Source organism: Variovorax sp. Varisp53 (assembly GCF_059491555.1).
The window spans coordinates 3,966,788-3,990,676 of sequence record NZ_CP168512.1; the positions used below are offsets into that span (position 1 = coordinate 3,966,788).

Sequence of the window (23,889 nt, forward strand, 5' to 3'; positions counted from 1 at the left end):
CAAAAAATAAGCACGCCGAGGCGTGCCCGCGTTGGGCCGGGCGGTCAGCCCGGCAATGAACTCCTGAGTTGCGCGACGGCTTCGTCGAAGTCGTCCACGCGGCCCGTCATGCGCGCCGACAGAAGCGCGCCCTGACAGACGGAAAACACATAGGCGGCCAGCGAAGCGACCGAAGTGCCCTTCTTTCGCGCCGGCATCAGTGCGCCCAGCACACCGGTGAGCCACGTCACCTGTGTATTGCGCAACTCCTGCACGGCCTGGCGCAGTTCGTCGTTGATCACGCCCCATCCAGGCGCCAATGCTCCCGCTGGACACATGCCCGAGCCAGCCTTCAGCGTGTTGCGGTACATGCGGAAATACGATTCGAGCGCGTCCTTGGGCTCGCGCGCCCGGGCCGCGTCCCAGTCCTTGAAGCTCTGCGTGGCCCCACGGATCACCGCGATGCCCAGCGCCTCCTTGGTCGGAAAGTGGTGGTACAGGCTGGCCTTGCGAACGCCGACCGCGTCAGCCACGTCCTGGAAGCTGAAGCCCAGGTAGGAGCGCGTTTCGATGAACCCACGCGCCACCGCAAGGATCTGCTCGCGGGTGCTGCCGGTGGCAAGGGCTGTGGCGGAGGACATCTACCGACTATAAGGTAGGGAAATTCAAACCGCAATCCGCAGGGTCAATCTGCCTTGATGGCCGCGGCCTTGATGATGCGTCCGTTGCTTTCGAACTCGCTGGCGATCTCTTTCGCAAACGCAGCCGAAGTGCCGCCGGTCGGCACGTTGTCGGTGGCCGTGAGCCTGGCGCGCAGCTCGGGGCTGGCCAGGGCCTTGTTAATCTCGGCGTTGTACCTGGCAATCAGCGCGGGCGGCGTGGCCGCGGGTGCGAAGACGCCGAACAGCGAATTGATGTTCGCCGCGCTGTAGCCCAGCTCGCCCAACGTGGGCACCTGGGGCAGGCTCTCGAGCCGCGCCGGCGCACCGACGGCCAGCGGACGCAGCTTGCCCGACTGGATGTGGGATGTGAGCGTCGGACTCGCGTTGGTCGAGAGAATCTCGAACTGCCCGCCGATGGCGTCGTTCAGCTGCTGGCCGCCGCCCTTGTACGGCACGTGCGTGATGTCGACGCCCGCCGCCGAGCGCAGCTGCTCCAACACGATATGGCCGAGCGAAGCCGGCCCCGACGTGGCCCAGCGCAGCGCGCCCGGCTGCGCCTTCGCATCGGCGATGAGCGCGCGGAAATCCTTCGCCTTGGTGGCCGGCGTGGCGATCAGCAGCACCGGCGAATACATCACGCTCGCCACCGGCGCGATGTCCTTCAGCGGATCGAAGGGAAGCTTGCCGAGGTGCGGGCTCAGCACCAGCGGGCTGATCGCCGAGAAGCCCAGCGTCGCGCCATCGGGCGCGGCCTTGGCGACGGCGTCCATGCCGATGGCGCCGCTCGCGCCAGCCCGGTTGTCGACGATCACCGTGACGCCCAGTTGCGCGGCGAGCCTGTCGCCGAGCGCACGCGCAACGACGTCGCTGACGCCGCCCGCGGGGTACGCCACGATGAGGCGCACCGTCTTGGGAATGGCCTGTGCGTGCGCACCCGAGGCAGCGCACAGTGCCGCGGCTGCGAGGAGCCGGGTCGCCGTGCGGTGCGAAGGCTTCGAGGAAGCGAGGAAATTCATGAGGGTTCCTGTCGATCGTCTGCGTGGGTTGCATCGGTCCAGCGGCGGCTTGCGCTCGCGAATGAGCCTGGACCCTTCCACCGCATTGTCGACCCTGGCGAATCAGCGATGTTGAAGCAGGCGCGCAAGAGTCATCGCATTGCCGACCGCCTCGCCGCCCGCCGTGTTGTCGAAGATGCACCAGCCCTGCGTGCCGTCCTCGCACGCGAGCAGCAGGCGCTGCGAGAGGCGCCGCAGCAGCCCCTCGTCGTATGCCGACCAGTAGCGGCGCGGCGATCCGTGCAGGCGCAGGTAGACCAGCCCGGGCCATCCTCCCGGCGCGCTCGCGGCATCGAAGAGGACCGGATCGGCCAGCACCCGCCCGAACTCGAAGTGCGACAGCAGCACCTCGGCCGCCGGCGTGAACCAACTGCGGTGGCGCGGCTCGAGCGCCACCGCGCCCGCATGCCTGCGGCGCACTCCGGCGAGGAATGGCCGCACCACGCGCGCATCGAATGCAAGGCTCGGCGGCAGTTGCACGATGAAGCAGCCGAGCTTGCCGCCGAGTCCGGCGACCTGCGAGAGGAATTCGTCGAAGGCCGGCATCGCATCGACCAGCCGTTGTTCGTGCGTGATGGCCTGTGGCAGCTTGACTGCGAAACGGAATCCGGCGGGTGTGCTGGCGGCCCAGCGCTCATAGGTTTCGCGCCGGTGCGGCCGGTAGAAGGAAGTGTCGATCTCCACCGCGCCGAAACGCTGCGCGTACCGCTCCAGGTGCGAGCCTTCGGCCGGGAAGTCGGGCCACGTGGCACGCGGCAGGCTCCAGCCGGCGCAGCCGATGCGCAGCGACGCGGGGAAGACCTGATTCATTGCCGGGCCCCGGGCTTGTGTGGCGCGCTCAGCCGCGCGGATGATGCTGCGCGTGCAATTGCTTCAGCCGCTCGCGCGCCACGTGGGTGTAGATGGTGGTGGTCGAGATGTCGGCATGCCCCAGCAGCAACTGCACCGCGCGCAGGTCGACCCCGTGGTTCAGCAGGTGCGTGGCGAAGGCATGGCGCAGCGTGTGCGGCGACAGCGGGACGTGGATGCCCGCTGCGGTGGCGTGCTTCTTCACGATGATCCAGAACATCACGCGCGTCATGCCGGCGCCGCGCGCGGTCACGAACAGGTCGGGCGTCTGTTGCCCGTCGAGGATGGCGGGGCGCGACTCGTCAAGGTAGCGCTCGATCCAGCGCCGCGCCTCGCCGCCGAAGGGCACGAGCCGTTCCTTGTTGCCCTTGCCCAGCACACGCAGCACGCCGTCGTTGAGGCTCATGTCGATGGCCTTGAGCGCCACCAGCTCGCTCACGCGCAGGCCGCTCGCGTACATCAGCTCGAGCATCGCGCGGTCGCGCAGGCCGAGCGGCGATTCGACGTCGGGCGCGGCCAGCAGGTCGTCGACCTGTTTCTCCGACAGCGTCTTGATCGCGCGCGGCATCTGCCGCGCTGGCGCGAGCCGGATGCTCGGGTCCGCCACGACACGGCGCTCGCGCAGCGCCCAACGGTAGTAGCGCTTGAACACCGTGAGCCGGCGGTTGGCCGAGGTGGCCTTGCCCTTGGTCGACAGGCGTGCGCCCATGTAGGCCTGCAGGTCGGTCTCCTTCGCGGCATCGAGCCCGGCACCGTTGCGCTGCGCATCGAGCCACTGCGCGAACAGCGCGAGGTCGCGGCGGTAGGCGGCCAGCGTGTTCTTCGACAGGCCATCTTCCAGCCAGAGCGCGTCGATGAAGTCGTCGATGTCGGATGTCTGCGTCTTTATCTGCGGAGAGGCCTCGGTCATGCCGTGCAAGATAACAAAAGAAAAAGCCGCCCGGCATGCGAGCGGCTTCGGGGTGCGGGAAAAAAATCTTCAGTCGAGCTTCAGGTTCTGCTTTTTGACGACCTGCTTGTAGACCTCGTACTCGGCCTTGATCTGCGCGGCGAACTGCTCCGGCGTGTTGGCGACGATCAGCGAGCCCGTGTCCTCGATGCGCTTGCGCACCGCCGGCTCTTCCACTGCCTTCTTCACGCCGGCGCTGATCTTGTCGACCACTTCCTTCGGCAGGCCCTTCGGACCGAGGATGCCGTAGTAGGCCATGCGGTTCACCGGCTCCAGGCCCACTTCCTTGAAGGTCGGCACGTTCGGCAGCGCGGCCAGGCGCTGCGGCGCCGACACCACGATCGGGATCAGCCGGCCGCTGGTGATAAAGGGCATGGCCGAGGGGATGTTGTCGAACATGATCGGCACCTGGCCGGCCACCACGTCGTTCAGCGCCGGACCCGCGCCGCGGTACGGGATGTGCGTGATGAAGGTGTTGGTCAGGCTCTTGTACAGCTCCATCAGCAGGTGGCCGATGCCGCCCGTGCCCGACGAGGCGTACGAATACTTGCCGGGATTCTTCTTGATCTCGGCCACGAACTCGGCGTAGTTCTTCGCGGGGAAGCTCGGGTTGACCGCGATGATGTTCGGCGTGGCCGCGATGTTGATGATCGGCGTGAAGTCGTTGATCGGGTCGTACGGCACCTTGGGGTTGATGGCCGGGTTGGCCGCCGTGCTCGACACCGTGGCAACGCCGAGCTTGTAGCCGTCGGGCGTTGCGCGCGCCGTTTCGGCCGCGCCGACGATGCCGCCGCCACCGGCGCGGTTGATCACCACAACCGGCTGGCCGAGCACCTTGCCCAGCGGGTCGGAGATCACGCGCGCCACGATGTCCGTCGTGCCGCCCGGTGCGAACGGAACGCTCAGCTCGACGGGCTTGTTCGGATAGCCCTGCGCAAAGCTCTGGCCCGCCACCGCGACCAGTGCCGCAGCTCCCACCAGCGTGCTCCATTGACGACGTTGCATCGATAACTCCTTGATCTGACTGATGTCGAAAAACGAAAGCCCGGATGCTAGCGGCTCAGGGGCAGTCCTCGTGCTGTGGATTACCCATGGTCAAGCGGGTTTATCCTCGAAGCGGTGAATTACGCTCAGCTGCTTTTCCCCGACTTCTCCCTCATCGCCATCGGTTGGCTCCTGTGCCGCTACACCGCCCTCGACCGCCGCGTGTGGGACCAGGTCGAGAGCCTGGTTTACTACTTTCTTTTTCCCGTGCTGCTGTTCCACTCGATCGTGCGCAGCCCGCTGGATTTTGGTGCCACGTCGAGCCTGCTCACGGCGGGCGTCGGCGTCGGTGTCTGCGGCATCGCGATGGCCTACGCCCTGCCCTTCGTTCCGGGCCTGCGCACCCACATCGACCGGCGCGACCACGCGGCCAGCGCGCAGATCGCCTTCCGCTTCAACTCGTTCATCTGCCTTGCGCTGGCGGAGCGGCTGGCGGGGTCTGAAGGCCTGCTGCTGATCGCGGTGCTCATCGGCGTGTGCGTGCCCATCTTCAACATCGCCGCCGTGTGGCCGATGACACGGCATGCGCAAACCGGCTTCGTGCGGCAGCTCGTGCGCAACCCGCTGATCGTCGCAACGGTGGCCGGCCTGCTCGCGAATGTGCTGGGCCTTGCCGTGCCGACATGGGCGACGCCGACGCTGACGCGCATCGGGGCTGCATCGCTGGCATTGGGACTGCTGGCCGCAGGGGCGGGGATGAAGTTCTCCACGCTGGGGGCAGGCAAGGTGCTGGCCACTTCGGTGTTGGCGATACGGCATCTGCTGCTGCCGCTGGTCGCATGGGGGCTGGCGCTGGCATTGCGGCTGGATGCGACCCAGGCTTCGGTGCTGATGGCTTTTTCGGCAGTACCTACGGCTTCGAGTGCTTATGTGCTGGCTGCGCGCATGGGCTACAACGGGCCCTATGTGGCGGGGCTGGTGACGCTGTCCACCTTGCTGGGTGTCGTGAGCCTGCCGTTTGCCCTGGCGCTACCCCGGTGAGCTCTTTCCCCGGGCACAGGCTCATCCCCGCTGCAACAGGGCAGGCACGGACGAAGCCAGCATGGCCACTCCCGAAGCTGTCAGCAACCCGAGCACCAGCTTGCGGAACGCCACCTCGCTGATCCCGATATACAGCCGCGCACCGAGCAGCACCGGCACCGCGACGGCCAACGCGACCAGCCCCAGCAGCGGCACCACGGAGCGCTCGATGCTCCCGCTGAACACATGCACGGCAAACGCCACCATCAGCATCGACAGATTGAAGTTCTGGATCACTGCGCGCTGCGTGTCGCGCTGAAAGCCGCGCAGCGTGCACCAGAGCGTGGGTATGGCCCCCGAGAACCCACCGATGCCCGCCATCGCACCACCGATGGCACCGGCCACTCCATCAGCCACACGCCCGCCAAACGAAACCTTCGGCAGATGCTGCGACATCAGCATCGCCGGACACCACAGCACCAGCAGCACGCCAAGGCACAGCTTGAAAACGACAAGGTCGAGGTGCGGCAGCAGCCAGACACCGAACGGCACCCCCACCAGCCCGCCCAACACGAAGGGCCAGAGAGTGTTCCTGTCGAAAGAGCGCCGCACGGTCACGGCCGCGATCACCTGCCCCGTGAGCGCCCCGAAAAGCGCAAGCACCGCCGCGAGCTGCGGCTCCAGTGTCCACGCCCAGACCGACATCGCCACCAGCCCGAACGCAAAGCCCGACAGGCCCTGCACGAAGCCCGCCAGCACGGCTCCAGCGATCACGTAGACGTACAAGGCTTGCATGCGGCCGATGATATCGACCGCACTTCAATCAAGAGAAGGTGGCTCAGGCCGAGACCGGCACCAGCGCGGTACGCCGCACGCGGCGCACATTGAACGCGCTGGCGATCAGCACGCCCTGCACCAGCGCCAGCCCCACGATCACGCTCGTGTACTGCCCATGGTCCATCAGCCGCCCGAACACCAGCGGCGCCATCGCCTGCCCGATGTCGAGCCCCGCGTACACCACGCCGTAGACGCGCCCCGTCGCATTGGGCGGCGTCGACCTCTTCACCAGCAGGTCGCGCGACGGCCCGGCGACACCCGAGACGAAACCCATGGCGCCGAACAGCACCGGCACCACGATCGGCGGAAAGCTCGCAAACGCCAGCACCAACGCCAGTGCGGCCGCAATGCCGAAGCCCGCGCCCACGATGCGCTCGCAGCGCGACGGGTCCGACGCCAGGAAGCCGCCCACCACCATGCCGGCCGCGCTCGCGACCATGTAGACCGTGAGGCACACCGCCACCAGCGCCACCGGCACCGCATGCAGGTGCCCGGCGGCCACCGGCGCGAAGGTCTGCACCACGCTGATCACGGCGGCATAGAAGAAGAAGAAACCGAAGCACATCCACACGGCCGGAATGCGCAGGAAGTCGAACTCGCCGCCGACCGGCGCGGGCTCGCCCTGCCCCGTGGCCTTGTGCACGGCCGCCGCGTCGAGCGACAGCACGCTGCGGTACACCCACAGCACCAGCAGCACCACGAGCGCCACGACACCCGCCGAGGCCAGCGCCACGCGCCACGAGTACGCGATGGCGATCGGCACCACGAAGGCCGGCGCCAGCGCCCAGCCCAGGCTGCCGGTGATGCCATGCACGCTGTAGGCATGGCCCAGCCGCGTCGGCGCGACCTTGCGGTTGAACAGCGTGTAGTCCACCGGATGGAACACGCCGTTGCCGATGCCGCCGACCACCGCGCACACCAGCAGCATCCAGTAGCTCTGTGCCGCGGCGTAGCCGAACGCCGCCAGGCCCAGCGCGCCCAGTCCGACAAACAGCACCGGCCGCGGGCCCAGCTTGTCGACGATGAAGCCCGAGGCCGCCTGCACCATGCACGAAACCACGAAGAACACCGTGAGCACCGCGCCCAGCTCGACATAGCTCACATTGAACGCGTCCTTGAGCCACGGGAACAGCGGCGCCAGGATGAGCTGGCTGAAATGGCTGACCGCATGGGCCAGGCCGACCAGCCCGATCAGTTTGGCGTCGGTGCGTAAGGTGGTGGGAGGGGAAGAAATGGCAGTCGTGGACGAAGTGGAAGACATGGATTGCTACAAAAAAACGGGCCGGGCATCGATGCTATGCGCCAGAGACGCGGCAGAATGGCGATACAGCGACAACATTTGTCGAAACTATGCCAAGCGCCGCCTCACCCACCTCCAGGAGCGCCGTGCCCGTCAGGCCGCGCGGCGCAGCCCCTGCCCCGATCACCAGCGTCGCCTCTCTCACGCCGCACCTCTACGCACCCGACGCGGTGCGCCCGCTGCGCGCCAAGGAGCACTTCCTGAGCGCCGACACGCTGGTCGAGCTGCATGAGCACCCGTGGCCGCAGCTCACTTTCTCCACCCGCGGCGTGATTCGCTTGAGCACGCAGGACGGCAGCTACATCGTGCCGCCCTCGCGCGCGCTCTGGGTGCCGGCCAACATGCCGCACAGCATCACGCTGATCGAGGACGCCGAGCTGCGCACCGTCTACTTGCACGCCTGGATCGCCCCCACCTGGGAAAAGTGCGAGGTGCTCGAAATCAGCCCGCTGCTGCGCGCGCTGATGCTCGCGCTCGACACCACGCCCGACGGCCTGCCGCCCGCCGACCCGCATGCGCCGCAGCGCGAACGCATGATCGCGCCGCTGCTGATCGATGAAGTGGAGCGCGCCACGCAGATCCGCATCGACGTGCCGCTGCCCACCGACAAGCGCCTGCGCCAGCTTTGCGAGGCGCTGCTGCGCAACCCGGCCGACCGTGCCACGCTGGCCGAGCGCGCCGCCACCATCGGCGCCAGTGAGCGCACGGTGGCGCGCCTGTTCCGCGACCAGCTCGGCATGAGCTGGCAGCAAAGGCGCCAGCAGGCCGTGATGGAGCATGCGCTGCCGCTGCTGGCACGCGGCATGGCCGTGAGCCAGGTGGCTGCCGCCAGCGGCTATGCCACCGACAGTGCCTTCTGCGCGATGTTCAAGGCGGCCACGGGCCGCTCCCCGACTTCGTTCCAGCACCGCAAGCGCCCCGCCCCCACCTGACACGGCGGGGGCATTGCGGGGGATCGTCATGGCGCTCTGGCAAGATCGGCGGCCGACAACACCATGCACTCACCGATCCCCCTGCACATGGCGCCCGACGCCCGGCCACCCACCTGGACCGCCGAGATCTGGCTGCGCATCCGCCGCCATTTCCTGCTGAAGGCGGTCGGCACCACGGTCTTCACGTGGCTGTTCTTCATCGGCTACTTCCACCTGCTGCGCAACCCGGCCTTTCCGATCGCGGTGATGCCGCTGACGCCGCTGGATCACCTGGTTCCGTTCCAGCCCTACACGCTGGGCGCGTACCTTTCGCTCTGGGTCTATGTGGGCGTCGCGCCGGGCCTGCAGCTCACGTTCCGGGAACTGGTGGTCTACGGACTGTGGATCGGCGCACTCTGCATCACGGGCCTGGGCCTCTTCTACTTCTGGCCGACCCAGATCCCCCCCATGGCCATCGATGCTGCGGGCTACCCCGGCTTCGCGATGCTGCAGGGCGTGGACGCGGCGGGCAACGCCTGCCCCTCGATGCATGTGGCCGTGGCCATCTTCACCGCCATCCGCATCGAGCATGTGTTGCGCGAAGCGCGCACGCCGGCCCTGTGGCGCGTGCTGAACTGGACCTGGTTCGCCGCCATCGCCTACTCGACGCTGGCGGTCAAGCAGCACGTGGCGCTGGACGTGGCGGCCGGCGCGCTGCTGGGCATGGCCTTCGCGCTGCCCTCTCTGCGTTGGCGACCAAAACCGCGTTTGCGAGGGGATGCCCCTCGCGTGGGAGCGGATATCATCGACGCTCACTGACCACACTCACCACTGGCCGACGAGGAAGGGATCGATTCAATGGCACCCGCACAGGGTGACAATCGATCAGCGGCACATGACGACAGGCATTGCACGATGAGTTCGCTGAAGGAATTGCAGGACCTGATCCACGAGAAGTACGACATCGAACCGTCGAAGCTCGACCCCCACGCCTCGATGCGGGAAACCGGCGGACTCGATTCACTCGCCCTCGCGGAATTTCTGTTCGCCATCGAAGACCACTTCGGCATCACCATGCCCGACGAGGACGCGAGCATCGACACCCTGGCCGAACTCGCGCTGCTGGTCGACAAGGTCCGGGCCGCCAAAACCGCCAACACCGCGTGAGCCACGAGGTCGCCGTCACCGGACTGGGAGTCGTGGCGCCGCATGGCGGCGAGCCCGACGCGCTGTTCCAGGCCCTGCTGCAAGGCCGCTCGGCCATCCAGCCCGTCTTTGCGGATCTGCCCAAGCCGGCCGCCGCGGCTACCGTCGCCTTCGATGAAACCCGCTGGTTCACCAAGCTGCAGCTCGCCGGCGTCGACCGCGTGAGCCAGCTGGCCGTGGCCGCCGCCGACGTAGCGATGCGCGACGCGGGCCTCGGCACCGCCGACACCGACCCCGAGCGCATGGGCGTCTTTGCCGGCTGCGGCATGGGCGGCGCCGCGGCGCTCGAAGCGGCCTACCGCGGCAATGGCCGCGTCTCGCCCCTGACCATTCCGGCCTTCATGCCCAACGCGCCGGCCGCCCACGTGGCAATGCGCCAGGGCGTGCAGGGCCCGGTGCTCACCTACTCCGTCGCCTGTGCCTCTTCTTCGGCCGCGATCGCCGAAGCGGCCAAGGCCGTGCAGCGTGGCGAAGTCGACATCGCGATTGCCGGCGGCAGCGAAGCGCTGATCGTGCCGGGCGTGGTCGTGGCCTGGCAGGCCATGCAGACGCTGGCCACCTTCCAGCCCGGCGAAGCGGCCGGCGCGGTGCGGCCCTTCGCCACCGACCGCAGCGGCTTTGCGCTCGGCGAGGGCGCGGCCTTCCTGATTCTCGAATCCGCCGAGCGCGCACGCGCCCGCGGCGCCCGCCGCTACGCCACGCTGGCCGGCTGGGGCCTGAGCAGCGACGCCACCCATCTCACCAAGCCCGACGCCCCGGGCCAGGCCCGCGCACTGCGCGCCGCCCTGCGCCAGGCCGGCCTGCAGCCGCGCGACGTGGGCTACTGCAATGCACACGGCACGGCCACGCGCATCGGCGACGTGGTCGAGCGCAATGCGCTGGCCGATGTGTGGGGCGACCATCTCGACACGCTGCGCGTGAGCTCGACCAAGGCGCTGCACGGCCACATGCTCGGCGCGGCGGGCGCTATCGAAGCGCTCGTCACCGTGCTGGCGCTGCATCAGCGTCAGTTGCCGCCCAATGCAAACTGCCGCGAGATCGATCCGGACTGCAGCCTGAACCTCGTGATGCAGGACGAATCAGCGGCACCCTCGCTCGAGGCCGCCATCAGCAATTCGTTCGCCTTCGGCGGCACGAACTCCGTGCTGCTCTTTCGCCGCGCCTAGGCAGCCGCCGCGCAGAGCCATTCCACGAAAGCGCCGACCAGCGGATCGTCCGTGCGGCTCGGCGCCACGAACACGCTGTAGCCCCGGCTCGACGGCGCCCTGTGCGGGCAGGCCAGCAACAGTTCGCCCGAGCGCAATTCACGCTCGACGAAATACTCGGGCACCAGCCCCACGCCGAGGTCGGCACGCACTGCGGCAACGAGCGAAGAGAACAGATCGAAGCGATGCCCCGCCACCAGGTTCTCGGGCGGCCGCGCATGCGCCGTCTGCCCGAACCATTCCTCCCACGCGCCCATGCGCGTGCGCAGCTGCAGCAGCGGCACCGAGCGGAAGTCACCGCGCGCCATCGCCGGGCGCCCCTTCGCTTTGGGTGAGCACACTGCAACGCAAGACTCGCCCATCAACGGCAACGCATTCGCGCCAGGCCACACCGCGTCGTCGTACTGCACGCCCACGTCGAAGGGCATGTCCTCCATGTAGAGATGCGTCGGGAACACCTGCAGGTGCAGGCTGCAGCCCGGGTGCCGGGCGATGAATTCCGGCAGCCGCGGCGTCAGCCAGCCCTCGGCCAGCACCGGCACCGCGCCTACCAGCAAGCGCAGGCCGTCGGTGCGTTGCGCCATGGCTTCGAGCGTGTGGTTCTGCAGCCGCAGCAGATCGCCCGAAACCTGCCCGTGATAGCGCCGCCCGGCCTCGGTGAGCTCGGTGCCGCGCGCCGTGCGCTGCACCAGCCGCACACCGATCTGTGTCTCCAGCAGGCGCAGCTGCTGGCTCACCGCGCTGTGCGTGAGACACAGCTCCTCCGCAGCCTTGCCCACGCCATGGTGGCGCGCCACCGCGTCGAAGATCAGCAACGCGCGGGTGCTGGGAATGTGGCGGCGCATGGCGGGGCCTCGTTAGAAAAACTGACAACGCCAAAGATTAAACCAGAGCGCATGCCTAACACAGCCATAAGAATCGTCGGCGACGCCGCGCCCGCGTCCCCAACCCGGCTTCACCCCCAAGGACATCCCCGACCATGCCCCGCCCCATGTCACTTCGCCTCGCCCCGCTCGTCCTCGCCCTGGCCTCCGCGGCCGCCGGCCTCGCGCACGCCCAGACCGGCGCCGTCGCCGCCACGCCGACGCAGGTGCGGCCCGAAGTCGACAAGGCCTACACGCAGTTGATGGCATCGCCCGCCATCCAGAAACTGCTCGACGCAGTCAAGGCCGACCACGAGCGCTCGGTCGAAGACCTGAAGATGCTCACCGAGATCGAGGCGCCGCCGTTCAAGGAACAGAAGCGCGCCGAGGCATTCCTCGCGCGCATGAAGGCCCTCGGCCTGGCGGACGCGAAGATCGACGCCGAAGGCAACGTGGTCGGCCTGCGCAAGGGCACGGGCAACGGGCCGAAGCTGCTGATCTCTGCCCACCTCGACACGGTGTTCCCCGCCGGCACCGACGTGAAGGTCAAGGAGCGCGACGGCAAGCTCTACGCGCCCGGCATCTCCGACGACACGCGGGGCCTGTCGGTGCTGCTCTCGTGGCTCAAGGTGCTGAACGACAACAAGATCCAGACTGTGGGCGACCTGCTCATCGTGGGCAACGTGGGCGAGGAAGAGCTCGGCAACCTGCGCGGCATCAAGGCCATCTTCCGGGACAACCTCGACATCGACGGCATGGTCGGCCTCGAGCCCGCGCCCGATGGCTCGGTGCTGATGCTGGGCACCGGCAGCCACCGCTACGAAGTGACTTTCAGGGGTCCCGGTGGCCACAGCTACGGCGCCTTCGGCCAGGTGCCCAGCGCCATCCACGGCATGGGCCGCGCGATCGCGAAGATCGCCGAGATCCGCACGCCGAGCTTCCCGAAGACGACCTTCACCGTCGGCACCGTGGGTGGCGGCACTTCGGTCAACACCATTGCGCCGGACGCGCGCATGGCGGTGGACATCCGCTCCGACGAAATGGCACCGCTGCTGGAGACCGAAAAGAAGATCCTCGCCGCCATCGACGAAGCCGTGGTCGAGGAAAACAAGCGCTGGAACGTCAACACGCTGAGCGTGAGCACCAAGCTCATCGGCGACCGTCCGGGCGGCCGCACGCAGTCGGACACCGTGATCGTCGAGGCCGCCACCCGCTCGAACGCCGCCTTCGGCCACAAGACGCTGCTGACAGGCGCGAGCACCGACGCCAACGTGCCGATGTCGCTGGGCATCCCGGCCATCATCATCGGCGGCGGCGGCAAGACCGGCGGCTTCCACGCGCTGTCAGAGTGGATCGACGTGACCGACGGCTGGAAGGGTGCACAGAACTCGCTGGTGACCGTGCTGGGCCTGGTGGGCGTGCAGGGCACGAGCGCTCCCTTGCTCGAAAAGCGCCCGCCGCGCTCGAAGTAAGAGCGCGCGTGCAGCCGGGGCTTCGCCCCGGCGTCTCCGTTATGCTGGTGGCCGCTTTCCACCACGCTACCGACAGGAGGACATCATGCACGCCCGCTCCACCCTCATCGCCCTCGCGCTGCTCGCTGCAGGCGCCTCGGCCCAGGCCAACGACCTGCTCGACCAGTTGAAGGAAAAGGCTGGCGAGGCCGTCAGTGCCAATCCACAAGGCGGCAACAGCGGTAGTTCTTCGCTCGGCAACCTCGGCTTCAAGATGCCCGCCATCGGCTCCAGCACCGTCGGCAACGCGGCCGGCGTGCTGCAGTACTGCGTCAAGAACAACTACCTGGGCGGCGACGCGGCCTCGGTGAAAGACAAGCTGCTCGCCAAGATCACCGGTCAGAAGCAGCAGGAAACCGGCTTTGCCAGCGGCGCCAAGGGCCTGCTGAAAGGTGGAGACGGCAAGTCGCTGAACTTCAAGCTCCTGTCGTCGAAGGTCAAGACCAAGGCCTGCGACTACGTTCTCAAGAACGCCACCTCGCTCATCTAGACACACCCCCATGCTTCGCGCACTGCGTGTCGCTTCGCACACCCCCTCGCCGGGGGCAATGCCAGCGGCCCGGCAAAGCCGGCTCCGCGGCATTCCCCGACTGGCCGCGTAAGCTCCCTGTGCCCGCGCAGCATTCCAGCGCCATTGCGCGTGCCATCCGTTATTCATGAATCCGGCTACAACTTCTCCTTCCCTGCGCCAGCGCCTCTCCCGCTGGGTCCCGTGCCTGGCCTGGCCCCGCCCTTCCGCCGCATTGCTGCGCAGCGAGGCGATGGCCGGCATCACCGTGGCGCTGATGGTGATCCCGCAAGGCGTGGCGTATGCGGCGCTGGCGGGCATGCCGCTGGTGACGGGGGTGTACGCGGCGCTGTTCCCCGCGCTGATCGCGGTGATGTTCAGTTCGTCGCAGCGGCTGTCGGTCGGGCCCACCGCGCTCACCAGCCTGCTGGTCGGCGCCTCGCTCGCGCCCCTGGCGGTTGCAGGCAGCGCCGAATGGGTGGCGATGGCGGTGTGGCTCACGCTGATGTCGGGCGCCATCCAGATCGTGCTGGGCGCGGGGCGCTTCGGCTGGCTGCTGCGGCTGGTCAATTCGCCGGTGCTTATCGGCTTCACTCAAGGCGCGGCGGTGCTGATCGCCATCTCGCAGCTGCCCGCGCTGCTGGGCTTCACGGGGCGGACCATTGCGCAGGTGCTGCGCGGCGGCCCGCTACCCGACCTCGTGGCCATTGCCTTCGGGCTCGGCAGCATCGCGGTGCTGTGGCTGGGCAAGCGCCTGCTGCCGCGCTTTCCGACCACGATGGCGCTGGTGGCCGGCGCGGCCGCCATCAGCTGGCTCGTCGACTACGCGCTGCGCGGCGGTGCGGTGGTGGGCAGCCTGCCTTCGGGCCTGCCCTCGCTCTACTGGCCGGGCCTGCTGCCCATGAGCACCTTCAGCGCGCTGGTGCTGCCGGCGTTGATGATCACGCTTGTGAGTTTCCTCGAAACCGCGTCGAGCGCCAAGGTCGACAACGCGCGCGCCGGCACGCTGTGGAACGAAAACCAGGATCTGATCGGCCAGGGCCTCGCCAAGCTGGCCTCGGGCTTCACGGGCGCGTTTCCCACCAGCTCGTCGTTCTCGCGCTCGGCCATCACGCTCTATGCAGGCGCGCAGACCGGCTGGGCCACGCTGTTCAGCGTGGCGGTGGTGGCCGGTGCGCTGCTGTGGCTGATGCCGCTGCTGTACCACGTGCCGCAGGCGGTGCTGGCGGCGGTGGTGGTCACGGCCATCCTCGGGCTGGTGAAGCCCGCGAGCTTCACGGCGCTGTGGCGCATCTCGCGCATCGAGGCCGGCATTGCCTTCGGCACCTTCGTGCTGACCATCGCGACCGCCCCCAGCATCTACTGGGGCGTGCTCGGCGGGCTGCTGGCGAGCATGGCGCACTACATGTACCGCCACCTGCATCCGCGCATCATCGAGGTGGGCCTGCACCCCGACGGCAGCCTGCGCGACCGCAACCTCTGGAAGCTGCCGCCGCTGGCGCCGCAGCTCTATGCGCTGCGCATGGACGCCGAGCTCGACTTCGCCTCGGCCTCCACGCTCGAACGCCCGCTCACGGTGGCGCTGGCCGAGCGGCCCGACCTCACCGACGTGTGCCTGTTCGCGCAGCCCATCAATCGCATCGACATCACCGGCGCCGAAGTGTTCGGCTCGATCCGCCGGATGATGGAATCCAAGGGCATCCGCCTGCACCTGAGCGGCCTCAAGCTGCCCGCGATGCAGGTGCTGGAGCGCGCCGGCCTGCTGGCGCCGGGACCGATGCTGTTCAGCTATCGCACCGATGGCGAAGCGCTCGCGGCGCTGATGCCGCGTATCGACGAGTCCGAGGAACAGGAAGCCGCCGCCTGACCTGCCAGCGCCCATGAAGTCCACCATCGAAGAACTGGTCGCGTTCCGCACGGTGGTGGACACGGGCTCGATCACGGCTGCGTCCGAGCAGTTGGCGCAAACGGTCTCGGGCATCAGCCGCGCGTTGAGCCGGCTCGAACAGAAGCTCGACACCACGCTGCTGCGCCGCACCACGCGACGGCTCGAACTCACGGAGGAAGGCGCGGCCTTCCTGCAGCGCACGCGCGCCATCCTCGATGCCATCGACGATGCCGAGGAGCAGATGGCCGCGCGCCGCCAGCAACCGGCCGGGCGGCTGCGCGTGAACGCCGCCTCGCCCTTCATGCTGCACGCCATCGTGCCGCTGGTGCCGGAGTTCCGAAAGCTCTATCCGCAGATCAGCCTCGAACTCGACACCGACGACCTGCCCATCGACCTGCTGGAGCGCCGCACCGACATCGCGATCCGTATCGGCCCGCTGCGCGACTCCACGCTGCATGCGCGCCCGCTCGGCACGCACCGCCTGCGCGTGCTCGCGAGCCCTGCGTACCTCGAGGCACACGGCAAGCCGCGCAAGGTGAGCGACCTCGCCGAACATGTGCTGCTGGGCTTCACCCAACCCGAGTCGCTGAACCGCTGGCCCCTGCGTGGCGTGCATGGCGACGAATGGAACATCGCGCCCACACTGATGGCATCGAGCGGCGAAACGCTGCGCCAGCTGGCGCTGGCCGGTGTGGGCGTCGTCTGCCTGTCGGACTTCATGACGGGTGCCGACCGCGCCAGCGGCGCGCTGGTGCAGGTGCTGGCAAAGGACTCGGCGGACGTGCGCCAGCCGGTCAACGCGGTGTACTACCGCAACACGCAGCTGTCGGCGCGCATCACGTCGTTTCTGGATTTCCTGTCGCAGCGCATGGCCTGAGTGCGCGGGCGGCGGCGCTGCTTACTGCGCCTGCTTCGCGACGAAGCGTTCCACGGACGCCGACTTGATCTCGTAGCCGCTCACGCCCATGTCCGCCGACGAGTAGCGCGCCGCCTTCAGCGTGCCGCTGACGTACACCGTGTCCATCGCGTGCAGGCCCTTCACGGCGGCAGGCGCGATCACGTGCACGATCTGGTTGGCGGGCGGCGGCGGCGTGTGGATGCAGGCGCCGAAATACGGCACCAGCAGGAATTCGCGAATGCCGTCCTGCGCAGCGTCGAGCGGCACGACGAAGCCCGCGAGCTTGGCCGCCTTGCCGTCGAGCGCCACGTTGACCGGGGCGTTGTCCCAGACGGCACGCATCTCGTCGAGCATCTGGATCGCGCGCGGATCGTTGTCGCGCAGCGCTTCGAGGCTGATGTTGCGGTAGCGTTTGGTGGGGTCCCAGCTCTTGGGAATCAGCGCTTCCCACTTGAGTTCAGGGGCCGCGGCCGTGCTCGTGCCCTGCACCGCCGCTGTCCCTGGACCGCAGCCGGTCAGGAGCGCCGCGGCCGACGCAAGCAGAAGCACAGCCAACACGGCGCGCGAAAAGAGCCTTCTCATGATCACGATTCTGCTTGGGAGATGTTTCAGACCCGTAAAGCAGGGCCTTTTGCACTCAATTCGTCCCAGATCAGAGGAATTCAGCGCAACGAAGCCGAATGCGCGCTCAGTCGCGTACCGGCCCGCGCAGGCTCTTGATCTGCGAACGCTGGCTCTTGCCTTCGAGCCGGCGCTGCTTGGAGCCATAGGTCGGCTTGGTCGCGCGCCGCACGCGCGGCGCGGTGGCCACGCTGTCGACCACAGTCTGCAGCCGCGCGAGCGCGTCGGCGCGGTTCATCTCCTGCGTGCGGTGCTGCTGCGCCTTGAGCACGAACACGCCCTCCTGCGTGATGCGGCTGTCGCGCAGCGCGAGCAGCCTCTCTTTCACGTCGGCCGGCAGCGAGCTGGCGTGGATGTCGTAGCGCAGGTGCACCGCGCTCGACACCTTGTTGACGTTCTGCCCGCCCGCGCCCTGCGCCCGGATGGCGCTGAAGTCGACCTCGTCGGGGTCGATCAGGACGGCCGGACGAAGCATGCGCTCAGACCCGTTCGAAGATGGCGGCAATGCCCTGCCCGCCGCCGATGCACATCGTGACCAGCGCATAGCGCCCCTGCACGCGCTGCAGCTCGGCGATCGCCTTCGTCGTGATGATCGCGCCGGTCGCGCCCACCGGGTGACCCAGCGAAATGCCCGATCCGTTCGGGTTCACCTTGGCCGGATCGAACCCCAGCTCCTTGATGACCGCGCAGGCCTGCGCCGCGAAGGCTTCGTTCGACTCGATCACGTCGAAGTCGCTGACCTTCAGGCCAGTGCGCTCCAGCACCTTGCGCGTGGCGGGCACCGGGCCGATGCCCATGTATGCAGGCTCGACACCCGCATGCGCGTAGCCGACGAGGCGCGCCAGCGGCTTGAGCCCCAGCGCCTTCACGCGGCCGCCTTCGGCCAGCACCACGGCTGCGGCGCCGTCGTTGATGCCCGAGGCATTGCCGGCGGTCACGAGGCCGTCCTTCTTGAACGCAGGCTTCATCTTCGACAGCGTCTCGACCGTGGTGTCGGCACGCACGTGCTCGTCGGTGTCGAACAGCACGACGCCCTTGCGCGTCTTCACCTCGACCGGAACGATCTGCTCCTTGAAGCGGCCCGCCGCGATGGCCGCCGCCGCGCGCTGCTGGCTGGTGACGGCCAACTCATCCATCTGCTCGCGTGTGATGCCGTAGCGCGCGGCCACGTTCTCGGCCGTGATGCCCATGTGGATCTTCTCCCACGGGTCGTGCAGGATGCCCAGCATGTAGTCGACCAGCACCGCATCGCCCATGCGCGCGCCGTAGCGCGCCGAGGTGTCGAAGTACGGGCCGCGGCTCATCGATTCCGAGCCGCCGCCGATGGCGATGTCGCAGTCGCCCAGCGCAATGGCCTGCGCGGCCGACACGATGGCCTGCAGGCCCGAGCCGCAGAGGCGGTTGACGTTGAAGGCCGGCGTCTCGATCGGGCAGCCCGCGTCGATAGCGGCCACGCGGCTCAGGTACGCATCCTTCACGTCGGTGGGGATCACGTTGCCCATCACCACATGGCCGATGGCATCGGCGGCCACGCCGCTGCGCTCGATGGCGGCCTTGACGGCGGTGGTGGCCAGCTGGGTATTGGGCACGTCCTTCAGCGCGCCGCCGAAGGTGCCGATGGCGGTGCGGGCAGTGCCGACCACGAAGATGTCGCGCGAGGTCATGGAATGTCTCTCCTGGATGAAAGCGAAAGCCGCGCTCGGCGGCGGCTGCAGGAAGACGATTCTGACGGCGAACGGCGCAACGGGTTGTCGCGCCCGGAATACCGGGGCCTCAGCCGCGCGAAACCGGCTTCGGCGCCACGTCGGTCACGTCGCCGGCGCTGCCGCGGATGCGCACCGGGCGCTCCACCGACTCGCCGCGCGCCCGCGCATTGGCCACGTCCGCGGCTGTCGGTTCGGCCGGCTGTGCCGCATGGCGAAATTTATCGAAGCCCGAGCGCGGCCTGAAGCGCCCGCCCATCGAAGACATCCAGGGCGTCACGGGCTTGCCCGTGAGACGCCCCCAGGCGTAACGCACACCCCACACGGCCGCCAGCAGCATGACCGCCACGGCCAGGCTGGCCGCGAAGACCAGCCCCAGGAGCAGAAGAATGACGCGAAAAATGAAGTTCATCATCCGACTTTAGGCCGAAGCAGCCGCCGTTGGTTCCCCCGCCTTGCCGAAGGAAAACTGTCCGGGCGACCGGATCGGGTCGGTCGTGACCTCGATCGTGTCCTTCGGCCCGAAGCTGCCGTCCAGCAGCAGCTTCGACAGCGGGTTCTCGATGCGCTGCTGAATGGCGCGCTTCAAGGGCCGCGCGCCGAACACCGGGTCGAAGCCGACCTTGGCGATCTCCGCCAGCGCCGCCGGCGAAACCTCCAGCCCCAGGTCCATCTTCGCGAGCCGCGCCTGCAGCACCTTGAGCTGGATCGCGGCGATCGATTCGATGTTCTTCGCGTCCAGCGCATGGAACACGACCGTCTCGTCGATGCGGTTCAGGAACTCGGGGCGGAAGTAGTTCTTCAGCTCGTCCCACACCGCTTCCTTGATCTCTTCCGAGGGCTTGCCCACCATGGCCTGGATGATGGGCGAGCCGATGTTGCTCGTCATCACGATCACGGTGTTCTTGAAGTCCACGGTGCGGCCCTGGCCGTCGGTCAGGCGGCCATCGTCGAGCACCTGCAGCAGCACGTTGAACACGTCAGGGTGGGCCTTCTCGACCTCGTCGAGCAGCACCACGCTGTAGGGCTTGCGGCGCACGGCTTCGGTGAGATAGCCGCCCTCCTCGTAGCCCACGTAGCCCGGTGGCGCGCCGATCAGGCGGGCGACCGAGTGCTTCTCCATGAACTCGCTCATGTCGATGCGGATCAGGTGGTCTTCGCTGTCGAACAGGAAGCCCGCGAGCGCCTTGCACAGCTCGGTCTTGCCCACGCCCGTGGGGCCGAGGAACAGGAACGAGCCCGTGGGGCGGTTCGGGTCGGACAGGCCCGAGCGCGAGCGGCGGATCGCGTTGGCAACCGCACCGATGGCCTCGTCCTGGCCGACGACGCGCTCATGCAGCTTGTCTTCCATCACGAGCAGCTTGTCGCGCTCGCCCTGCATCAGCTTGGCGACCGGGATGCCGGTGGCGCGCGCCACGACCTCGGCGATTTCTTCCGAGCCGACCTGGGTACGCAGCAGCGTGGGCGCACTGGACTTGCCCTTGCTCGCCTCGCTGGCCTCGGCCTCTTTCAGGCGCTTCTCGAGCGCGGGCAGCTGGCCGTACTGGAGTTCGGCAACCTTGTTGAAGTCGCCCTTGCGCTTCCATTCCTCGATCTGGAACTTGATCTTGTCGACGTCTTCGCGCACTTGCGCGCTGCCCTGGGCCTGCGCCTTCTCGGCCTGCCAGATCTCGTCGTAGTCGGCGATTTCCTTCTGCAGCTTCTCGATCTCGCCCTCGATCAAGCCCAGGCGCTTCTGCGAGGCCTCGTCCTTCTCGCGGCGCACGGCTTCGCGCTCGATCTGCAACTGGATCAGCCGGCGGTCGAGCCGGTCCATGACCTCGGGCTTGGAGTCCATCTCGATCTTGATCTTGGCCGCAGCCTCGTCGATCAGGTCGATGGCCTTGTCGGGCAGGAAGCGGTCGGTGATGTAGCGGTCGGACAGCTCGGCCGCGGCCACGATGGCCGGGTCGGTGATCTGCACGCCATGGTGCACTTCGTACTTCTCCTGCAGGCCGCGCAGGATGGCGATGGTGGCTTCGACGCTGGGCTCGCCCACGATGATCTTCTGGAAGCGGCGCTCCAGGGCGGCATCTTTCTCGATGTACTTGCGGTATTCGTCGAGCGTGGTGGCACCCACGCAGTGCAGCTCGCCGCGCGCGAGCGCGGGCTTGAGCATGTTGCCCGCGTCCATGGCGCCTTCGGCCTTGCCGGCACCGACCATGGTGTGCAGCTCGTCGATGAAGACGATGGTCTGGCCTTCGTCCTTCGCGAGTTCATTCAGAACAGTCTTCAGCCGCTCCTCGAACTCACCGCGAAATTTGGCACCAGCCAGCAACGCGGCCATGTCGAGCGACAACACCCTTTTGCCCTTGAGCGACTCGGGCACCTCGCCCGCGACGATGCGCTGGGCCAGGCCTTCGACGATGGCGGTCTTGCCCACGCCGGGTTCGCCGATGAGCACGGGGTTGTTCTTGGTGCGGCGCTGCAGCACCTGGATGGCGCGGCGGATTTCCTCGTCGCGTCCGATGACCGGGTCGAGCTTGCCCAGCCGGGCGCGCTCGGTGAGGTCGAGGCAGTATTTCTTGAGGGCTTCGCGCTGGCCTTCGGCATCGGCGCTGTTCACGCCCTGCCCGCCGCGCACGGCGTCGATGGCGGACTCGAGCGACTTGCGGCTCAGGCCGTTTTCCTTGGCGATCTTGCCGATGTCGGCCTTGCTGTCGGCCAGCGCCAGCAGGAAGAGTTCACCGGCGATGAACTGGTCGTTGCGCTTGATGGCTTCCTTCTCGGTGGCCTGCAGCAGCTTGCCGAGCTCGGGGCCGACCTGCACGATGTCGTGGCCCTGCACCTGCGGCAGCTTCTTGATGGCGGCTTCGGCCGCCTGCGTCAGGCCCGGTACGTTGACGCCGGCACGCTCCAGCAGGGCGCGCGGGCCGTCGTCCTGGCGCAGCATCGCGAGCAGCAGGTGGGCCGGCTCGATGTAGGCGTTGTCGTTGCCCAGCGCGAGCGACTGTGCGTCGCCCAGTGCTTCCTGAAATTTGGTGGTGAGTTTGTCTTGTCGCATGGCTTGATTCCTGCATTCAAAATAGGGCCGTTCGCAGTCCCTTCAAGTGCAAATCCGCTTGCGGGGCTTTTTCAGGTTCTTTTCCCTTCGGCTGTTTTTGGAGTCCATCATGTTCTTTTCAAGGCGCAATGTCGTGTCGCGCGGGGTGCAGCTGCTGCTGGCACTGGGTTTGTCGGGTGCCTTGCTGGCTCCCGCGCAGGCCCAGAGCGGCACGCCGATCCGCCTGCTGGTGGGCTTCCCCGCCGGTGCCGGCAGCGACGCCATTGCACGCACGCTGGGCGAAAAACTCAAGGACGTGCTGGGCGTGCCGGTGGTGGTCGAGAACCGCGCCGGCGCGGGCGGGCAGATCGCGGCGACGGTGCTGAAGTCTTCGCCGGCCGACGGCCACACCCTGTTCCTGTCGCACGACCACACCATATCGATACTGCCGCAGGTGGTGAAGAACCCGGGCTTCAACCCCGCCACCGACTTCGTGCCCGTGGCTGGCTTCGCCACCTTCGCCAACGTGCTGGCGGTGTCGGGCGGCACGCCGGCCAAGAGCATCGACGAGTACGTGAAATGGGTCCGCACGCAGAAGGGCGGCAAGGAAACCATCGGCATCCCGGCGCCGGCCTCGATCCCCGAGTTCCTGGTGAAGATGATCTCGGACAAGTACAAGATCGACGTGCAGCCCGCGCCCTACCGCGGCAGCGCGCCCATGACGGCCGACATGCTGGGCAACCAGATCACCGCGGGCATCGCCTCGGTGCCGGACTTCATCGAGAACCACAAGGCGGGCAAGGTGCGCATCGTGGCCTCCATCGGCGCCAAGCGCCAGGCGGTGATTCCGAACGTGCCGACCTTCACCGAACTGGGCTTTGCGAACCTGGAAGACCTGCCCTACTACGGCATCTTCGCGCCGGTGGGCACGCCGCAGCCGATCATCGACAAGTACGGCGATGCGCTGCAGAAGGTGCTGGCGATGCCCGACGTGAAGCAGAAGCTGACGACGATGGGGCTGACGGTCGGCTACGAGCCGCAGGGCCAGTTCGCGGGCCGCGTGCGCACGTACACGCAGACCTGGGAACGGATCATTCAGTCCAGCGGATTCAAACCCCTCTGACATCTTGCTCCCTCTCCCCTCGGGGTGAGGGCCAGCGGCCTTCGCAAGAGCGAGTTGTCGAATGAGCGCTGCGGCCCCCTCACCCTAACCCTCTCCCCAAGGGGAGAGGGAACAAGACAAGTCAGGCGTTCGGAGCGCTGATGCCCCAGCGCGCCAGCGCCGCGTCGTCGGCCACGCGCGCATCGACCCAGCGGGCGCCTTCGGGCGTCTGCTCTTTCTTCCAGAACGGCGCCTGGGTCTTGAGATAGTCCATCAAGAATTCGCAGGCCTCGAAGCTCTGGCCGCGGTGCGCCGACACCACCGCCACCATCATGATCTGGTCCAGCGGCTGCAACAGGCCCACGCGGTGGATCACGCGCGCGCCCAGGATATCGAAGCGCTTGTGCGCCTCGTCGATCATGGCCTCGATGGCCTTCTCGGTCATGCCGGGGTAGTGCTCCAGCTCCATCGAAGCCACGCTGCTGCCGTCGTTTCGATCTCGCACGGTTCCCACGAAACTGCAGACAGCACCCACGCGCTTGTCGCCGGCACGCAACGCGGCGACCTCCTGGCCCAGGTCGAAATCGGCTGTCTGGATCGAAACACGCGCAACGCTCATCTCCGGATTGTGGCATCGCGATAGACTGCGGCAATGCCTTGCCTCGCCACGCTCTCCTCAGTGCTTTCGCACCCCGAGAGCCGTTGCGCGCGCCAGGGCAGCAACAAAGCCAAAAAACCAAAGCTCGTCTGACCGGAGCCGAGGTTCCGTCGTCGGATGAGCGACGGAACCTGCAAAAGGCTTTGGCCCCTTTCGGG

At 67.7% G+C, this 23,889-nt stretch carries 24 protein-coding genes; 10 read left to right on the forward strand and 14 right to left on the reverse strand.

All coding sequences use genetic code 11. From position 1 onward, the window contains the following. Positions 1 to 44 precede the first annotated feature (44 nt). The 5 genes from ACEOAB_RS18540 to ACEOAB_RS18560 form a co-directional block, all read right to left on the reverse strand. Positions 45 to 620 (reverse strand): TetR/AcrR family transcriptional regulator, encoded by a 576-nt coding sequence (locus ACEOAB_RS18540; protein WP_413748474.1) that lies wholly within the window; start codon positions 618 to 620, stop codon positions 45 to 47. 44 nt (positions 621 to 664) lie between these two features. Continuing rightward, on the reverse strand, positions 665 to 1,657 hold the full coding sequence (locus tag ACEOAB_RS18545; protein WP_413748475.1) for a Bug family tripartite tricarboxylate transporter substrate binding protein: 993 nt from the start codon (positions 1,655 to 1,657) through the stop codon (positions 665 to 667). A 102-nt stretch (positions 1,658 to 1,759) separates the two neighbouring features. After that, on the reverse strand, positions 1,760 to 2,506 hold the full coding sequence (locus tag ACEOAB_RS18550; protein WP_413748476.1) for a DUF72 domain-containing protein: 747 nt from the start codon (positions 2,504 to 2,506) through the stop codon (positions 1,760 to 1,762). A gap of 28 nt (positions 2,507 to 2,534) precedes the next feature. Then, a complete protein-coding gene (gene xerD, locus ACEOAB_RS18555) occupies positions 2,535 to 3,455 on the reverse strand; it encodes a site-specific tyrosine recombinase XerD (protein WP_413748477.1) in 921 nt (306 codons plus the stop codon). Between the two features lie 69 nt (positions 3,456 to 3,524). Next, positions 3,525 to 4,499 (reverse strand): tripartite tricarboxylate transporter substrate binding protein BugE, encoded by a 975-nt coding sequence (locus tag ACEOAB_RS18560; protein WP_413748478.1) that lies wholly within the window; start codon positions 4,497 to 4,499, stop codon positions 3,525 to 3,527. Between the two features lie 102 nt (positions 4,500 to 4,601). Between ACEOAB_RS18560 and ACEOAB_RS18565 the strand changes: the two genes are divergently transcribed. Continuing rightward, entirely contained in the window at positions 4,602 to 5,519 is a 918-nt protein-coding gene (locus ACEOAB_RS18565; RefSeq protein WP_200936029.1) for an AEC family transporter, read from the forward strand. 21 nt (positions 5,520 to 5,540) lie between these two features. Here the strand turns inward: ACEOAB_RS18565 and ACEOAB_RS18570 are convergent, their stop codons facing one another. Then, on the reverse strand, positions 5,541 to 6,293 hold the full coding sequence (locus ACEOAB_RS18570; RefSeq protein WP_056590817.1) for a sulfite exporter TauE/SafE family protein: 753 nt from the start codon (positions 6,291 to 6,293) through the stop codon (positions 5,541 to 5,543). A gap of 43 nt (positions 6,294 to 6,336) precedes the next feature. Then, positions 6,337 to 7,596, reverse strand: a complete 1,260-nt coding sequence (locus tag ACEOAB_RS18575; RefSeq protein ID WP_413748479.1) for an MFS transporter — start codon at positions 7,594 to 7,596, stop codon at positions 6,337 to 6,339. 89 nt (positions 7,597 to 7,685) lie between these two features. Here ACEOAB_RS18575 and ACEOAB_RS18580 point away from each other — a divergent pair, with 89 nt between their 5' ends. From ACEOAB_RS18580 to ACEOAB_RS18595, 4 genes are all read left to right on the forward strand, one after another. Next, positions 7,686 to 8,567 carry an AraC family transcriptional regulator gene (locus tag ACEOAB_RS18580; RefSeq protein WP_495653035.1) on the forward strand — a complete coding sequence of 294 codons (882 nt, stop codon included), beginning with the start codon at positions 7,686 to 7,688 and terminating at the stop codon, positions 8,565 to 8,567. A gap of 63 nt (positions 8,568 to 8,630) precedes the next feature. Further along, the gene (locus ACEOAB_RS18585; RefSeq protein WP_413748481.1) at positions 8,631 to 9,365 is read left to right on the forward strand and encodes a phosphatase PAP2 family protein; all 735 of its coding nucleotides are present in this window, start codon (positions 8,631 to 8,633) and stop codon (positions 9,363 to 9,365) included. Positions 9,366 to 9,461: 96 nt separating this feature from the next. Further along, complete coding sequence (locus ACEOAB_RS18590; RefSeq protein ID WP_056520612.1) at positions 9,462 to 9,713, forward strand: acyl carrier protein; 252 nt, start codon at positions 9,462 to 9,464, stop codon at positions 9,711 to 9,713. Further along, positions 9,710 to 10,918, forward strand: coding sequence for a beta-ketoacyl-[acyl-carrier-protein] synthase family protein (locus tag ACEOAB_RS18595; RefSeq protein WP_495653036.1), 1,209 nt, complete (start codon positions 9,710 to 9,712; stop codon positions 10,916 to 10,918). The genes ACEOAB_RS18590 and ACEOAB_RS18595 overlap by 4 nt, the downstream gene beginning before the upstream one ends. On the opposite strand, the gene ACEOAB_RS18600 is transcribed toward ACEOAB_RS18595, so the two are convergent. After that, positions 10,915 to 11,802, reverse strand: coding sequence for a LysR substrate-binding domain-containing protein (locus ACEOAB_RS18600; protein ID WP_056590803.1), 888 nt, complete (start codon positions 11,800 to 11,802; stop codon positions 10,915 to 10,917). The two genes, ACEOAB_RS18595 and ACEOAB_RS18600, sit on opposite strands and share 4 nt — an antisense overlap. A gap of 134 nt (positions 11,803 to 11,936) precedes the next feature. Here ACEOAB_RS18600 and ACEOAB_RS18605 point away from each other — a divergent pair, with 134 nt between their 5' ends. The 4 genes from ACEOAB_RS18605 (at position 11,937) to ACEOAB_RS18620 (ending at position 16,604) form a co-directional block, all read left to right on the forward strand. Next, complete coding sequence (locus ACEOAB_RS18605) at positions 11,937 to 13,292, forward strand: M20/M25/M40 family metallo-hydrolase (protein WP_495653037.1); 1,356 nt, start codon at positions 11,937 to 11,939, stop codon at positions 13,290 to 13,292. Between the two features lie 85 nt (positions 13,293 to 13,377). Beyond that, positions 13,378 to 13,821, forward strand: a complete 444-nt coding sequence (locus ACEOAB_RS18610) for a DUF2501 domain-containing protein (protein WP_413748242.1) — start codon at positions 13,378 to 13,380, stop codon at positions 13,819 to 13,821. 166 nt (positions 13,822 to 13,987) lie between these two features. After that, entirely contained in the window at positions 13,988 to 15,706 is a 1,719-nt protein-coding gene (locus ACEOAB_RS18615) for a SulP family inorganic anion transporter (protein ID WP_495653038.1), read from the forward strand. A 13-nt stretch (positions 15,707 to 15,719) separates the two neighbouring features. Continuing rightward, positions 15,720 to 16,604, forward strand: a complete 885-nt coding sequence (locus ACEOAB_RS18620; protein WP_056590791.1) for a LysR substrate-binding domain-containing protein — start codon at positions 15,720 to 15,722, stop codon at positions 16,602 to 16,604. 21 nt (positions 16,605 to 16,625) lie between these two features. On the opposite strand, the gene ACEOAB_RS18625 is transcribed toward ACEOAB_RS18620, so the two are convergent. The 5 genes from ACEOAB_RS18625 to clpB all read right to left on the reverse strand — a co-directional run bounded on the left by ACEOAB_RS18625 (position 16,626) and on the right by clpB (position 21,992). Further along, positions 16,626 to 17,207 (reverse strand): DUF3299 domain-containing protein, encoded by a 582-nt coding sequence (locus ACEOAB_RS18625; RefSeq protein WP_056590787.1) that lies wholly within the window; start codon positions 17,205 to 17,207, stop codon positions 16,626 to 16,628. 106 nt (positions 17,208 to 17,313) lie between these two features. Further along, positions 17,314 to 17,721 carry an alternative ribosome rescue aminoacyl-tRNA hydrolase ArfB gene (arfB, locus tag ACEOAB_RS18630; protein ID WP_413748240.1) on the reverse strand — a complete coding sequence of 136 codons (408 nt, stop codon included), beginning with the start codon at positions 17,719 to 17,721 and terminating at the stop codon, positions 17,314 to 17,316. A 4-nt stretch (positions 17,722 to 17,725) separates the two neighbouring features. Next, complete coding sequence (locus ACEOAB_RS18635) at positions 17,726 to 18,910, reverse strand: acetyl-CoA C-acyltransferase family protein (protein WP_413748239.1); 1,185 nt, start codon at positions 18,908 to 18,910, stop codon at positions 17,726 to 17,728. Positions 18,911 to 19,019: 109 nt separating this feature from the next. Next, positions 19,020 to 19,364 carry a hypothetical protein gene (locus ACEOAB_RS18640; RefSeq protein WP_495653039.1) on the reverse strand — a complete coding sequence of 115 codons (345 nt, stop codon included), beginning with the start codon at positions 19,362 to 19,364 and terminating at the stop codon, positions 19,020 to 19,022. A gap of 6 nt (positions 19,365 to 19,370) precedes the next feature. Then, the gene (gene clpB / locus ACEOAB_RS18645; protein WP_056590775.1) at positions 19,371 to 21,992 is read right to left on the reverse strand and encodes an ATP-dependent chaperone ClpB; all 2,622 of its coding nucleotides are present in this window, start codon (positions 21,990 to 21,992) and stop codon (positions 19,371 to 19,373) included. Positions 21,993 to 22,101: 109 nt separating this feature from the next. Between clpB and ACEOAB_RS18650 the strand changes: the two genes are divergently transcribed. Then, entirely contained in the window at positions 22,102 to 23,094 is a 993-nt protein-coding gene (locus ACEOAB_RS18650) for a Bug family tripartite tricarboxylate transporter substrate binding protein (protein WP_413748237.1), read from the forward strand. Positions 23,095 to 23,215: 121 nt separating this feature from the next. On the opposite strand, the gene ACEOAB_RS18655 is transcribed toward ACEOAB_RS18650, so the two are convergent. Continuing rightward, positions 23,216 to 23,692 carry a molybdenum cofactor biosynthesis protein MoaE gene (locus ACEOAB_RS18655; protein ID WP_056520632.1) on the reverse strand — a complete coding sequence of 159 codons (477 nt, stop codon included), beginning with the start codon at positions 23,690 to 23,692 and terminating at the stop codon, positions 23,216 to 23,218. Positions 23,693 to 23,889 lie beyond the last annotated feature (197 nt).

Coding starts and splice junctions, on each gene's coding strand:
- ACEOAB_RS18540 (WP_413748474.1), bottom strand. CDS start 620: ATGTCCTCCGCCACAGCCCTTGCCACCGGCAGCACCCGCGAGCAGATC.
- ACEOAB_RS18545 (WP_413748475.1), bottom strand. CDS start 1,657: ATGAATTTCCTCGCTTCCTCGAAGCCTTCGCACCGCACGGCGACCCGG.
- ACEOAB_RS18550 (WP_413748476.1), bottom strand. CDS start 2,506: ATGAATCAGGTCTTCCCCGCGTCGCTGCGCATCGGCTGCGCCGGCTGG.
- xerD (WP_413748477.1), bottom strand. CDS start 3,455: ATGACCGAGGCCTCTCCGCAGATAAAGACGCAGACATCCGACATCGAC.
- ACEOAB_RS18560 (WP_413748478.1), bottom strand. CDS start 4,499: ATGCAACGTCGTCAATGGAGCACGCTGGTGGGAGCTGCGGCACTGGTC.
- ACEOAB_RS18570 (WP_056590817.1), bottom strand. CDS start 6,293: ATGCAAGCCTTGTACGTCTACGTGATCGCTGGAGCCGTGCTGGCGGGC.
- ACEOAB_RS18575 (WP_413748479.1), bottom strand. CDS start 7,596: ATGTCTTCCACTTCGTCCACGACTGCCATTTCTTCCCCTCCCACCACC.
- ACEOAB_RS18580 (WP_495653035.1), top strand. CDS start 7,686: ATGCCAAGCGCCGCCTCACCCACCTCCAGGAGCGCCGTGCCCGTCAGG.
- ACEOAB_RS18585 (WP_413748481.1), top strand. CDS start 8,631: ATGCACTCACCGATCCCCCTGCACATGGCGCCCGACGCCCGGCCACCC.
- ACEOAB_RS18590 (WP_056520612.1), top strand. CDS start 9,462: ATGAGTTCGCTGAAGGAATTGCAGGACCTGATCCACGAGAAGTACGAC.
- ACEOAB_RS18600 (WP_056590803.1), bottom strand. CDS start 11,802: ATGCGCCGCCACATTCCCAGCACCCGCGCGTTGCTGATCTTCGACGCG.
- ACEOAB_RS18605 (WP_495653037.1), top strand. CDS start 11,937: ATGCCCCGCCCCATGTCACTTCGCCTCGCCCCGCTCGTCCTCGCCCTG.
- ACEOAB_RS18610 (WP_413748242.1), top strand. CDS start 13,378: ATGCACGCCCGCTCCACCCTCATCGCCCTCGCGCTGCTCGCTGCAGGC.
- ACEOAB_RS18615 (WP_495653038.1), top strand. CDS start 13,988: ATGAATCCGGCTACAACTTCTCCTTCCCTGCGCCAGCGCCTCTCCCGC.
- ACEOAB_RS18620 (WP_056590791.1), top strand. CDS start 15,720: ATGAAGTCCACCATCGAAGAACTGGTCGCGTTCCGCACGGTGGTGGAC.
- ACEOAB_RS18625 (WP_056590787.1), bottom strand. CDS start 17,207: ATGAGAAGGCTCTTTTCGCGCGCCGTGTTGGCTGTGCTTCTGCTTGCG.
- arfB (WP_413748240.1), bottom strand. CDS start 17,721: ATGCTTCGTCCGGCCGTCCTGATCGACCCCGACGAGGTCGACTTCAGC.
- ACEOAB_RS18635 (WP_413748239.1), bottom strand. CDS start 18,910: ATGACCTCGCGCGACATCTTCGTGGTCGGCACTGCCCGCACCGCCATC.
- ACEOAB_RS18640 (WP_495653039.1), bottom strand. CDS start 19,364: ATGATGAACTTCATTTTTCGCGTCATTCTTCTGCTCCTGGGGCTGGTC.
- clpB (WP_056590775.1), bottom strand. CDS start 21,992: ATGCGACAAGACAAACTCACCACCAAATTTCAGGAAGCACTGGGCGAC.
- ACEOAB_RS18650 (WP_413748237.1), top strand. CDS start 22,102: ATGTTCTTTTCAAGGCGCAATGTCGTGTCGCGCGGGGTGCAGCTGCTG.
- ACEOAB_RS18655 (WP_056520632.1), bottom strand. CDS start 23,692: ATGAGCGTTGCGCGTGTTTCGATCCAGACAGCCGATTTCGACCTGGGC.